Source organism: Desulfomonilia bacterium (assembly GCA_036567785.1).
Classification (GTDB): Bacteria; Desulfobacterota; Desulfomonilia; order UBA1062; family UBA1062; genus DATCTV01.
The window spans coordinates 1-1701 of sequence record DATCTV010000053.1 but is presented as its reverse complement, the minus strand read 5'-3'; the positions used below and the strand labels follow the sequence as shown (position 1 = coordinate 1701).

2 protein-coding genes are annotated in these 1701 nt (G+C 46.6%); both read right to left on the bottom strand.

Translation table 11 applies throughout. The features are described from left to right. Positions 1-470: 470 nt before the first annotated feature. On the bottom strand, positions 471-995 hold the full coding sequence (locus VIS94_13970) for a hypothetical protein (protein ID HEY9162179.1): 525 nt from the start codon (positions 993-995) through the stop codon (positions 471-473). Positions 996-1193: 198 nt separating this feature from the next. Then, positions 1194-1701 (bottom strand): pilus assembly protein TadG-related protein (locus VIS94_13965; protein ID HEY9162178.1); only part of this gene is annotated, 508 nt, incomplete at its 5' end.

Genomic DNA, 1701 nt, shown 5'->3' with positions numbered 1-1701 from the left:
CAACCTTTTCCTCCCAGGAGGCGTCATGGCGTGCTGAGAAGCAGAAAGGTTCATATTACAAGGAGAAAATAATACTGAGTGGGTGGGATGAATGACTCATCCCACCCATACAGTATTGTTTTCTCCTTGTAATATGAACCTTTCTGCTTCTCAGCACGCCATGACGCCTCCTGGGAGGAAAAGGTTGTTTGTTAAAGTGCAAGCCCACTATCCGGGGACTCCCGGAAACAAAAAGGAGGATCACTCGCTCCCAATGCCAATGGGAGCTTACGATGACAGTTCTCGAAATCCAGCTTGCTTTATGCAAGGGATTCGGACGTCATCTTGTGATCCTCCACGTACCCTGAAGTATCAAGAATTCACTTCAGGTCTGAACCCATCCATCTATCTTTTTTACACGCTTAGGTCTTTTGCAGGTAATCCAAAAAGATAATTACTCATGCTCACCTTCGGTTTGTTGATAGGATGAGTTATTCAGCAGTTGTGTCAATTTCTCCAGAAGTGGATACCATCTCACTTGAATCATTCTCCGCTTCAGTGTGCTTGCCAGTCGTAACTCTCTCAATTGATCTGGCTTTTTTCTCGTTCGGTGCGGCAGCATCCAACACAATAATGCGCCTGGCGACTGCCTCTACCACGTTTCGGTCAATGAATACCTGGTTTTGTTTCAAATCGCATGCTTTGACATCCACAGCCAGGTCAGTACAGTTTTTGGATTTCCGTGCTTTGTTGATAAACTCTTCCAAACTTTCGCGGAAATCTCGAGACTGAAGAAAGCCATGCACTCGCAATCGCATACCGCGGCGAATATGGATCAACCCATTGGCTCCGCCATTGACCCGGACGTTGATGTAATCACCTGCATCACGTTCCAGATCTAATTTCTTGGCAGGTAGATCACTGTCTCGATAGATCACCAACCGGAAGAACAGGTCATCCATAAATTTCCATGGATCCCGTACCACGATTCCTTCTAGAACTACATCGTTTATCATCTGACCTCCGTGTTTATGAAACCTTCGTCATCTAGGGTTAAAAAGAAAATGCCAGACAGATCCCAGTGGGTTTTGTCCGGCCAACGATTGATTAAGAAATATTGAGTTGTCAATCAGAGTATAACAATTGCAACGGGCTTATCCTAGGTGGTCAATTTCAGTTCAATAATGCCACACTCCTTTATGGGTAAAAAACGATCAGTGCGTGAAGACACGTAGTTTGGCCACCCCGGTTTGAGTTACAAGCACCTTGGGAACTACTGATGGAAACAGGATAGATAAATCTGCTGACACAGAGACCCGTACCGTGTTATCTCCCCCACTGACTTGAATGTCTGTAACAAATGCATGCACCCCTTTAGCGGATAAGCTGGCTGTATTTGAAGTCACATAAGCCTGAGCGTTCCCCCAGGTTCTTGAGGTGGGAACAAGACTTCCGGTATCTTGAAAAACTTGCTGATTGATCTCAGCGGAAGCGGCAACTGCCGCAGCGTCTGCCGCCTTTGCCACTTCTGAAATGGCATAAAAATACCGTCCGAGTTCAATAGCCAATGCCAGGGCAGGAATCATCACCAACCCAATGAATACCGCCCAGAAAGTCATTGAATAGCCACGCCGATCTCGCCACAGCATATTACCAGCCTTCTTGCCGAAATGTAGAATCGGCACGGACAGTAAACGTCTGCCCTGGCAATCCCGGGAACAG

Excerpts from the sequence above, each read along its gene's own strand:
- VIS94_13970 (HEY9162179.1), bottom strand. The coding sequence starts at position 995 with ATGATAAACGATGTAGTTCTAGAAGGAATCGTGGTACGGGATCCATGG.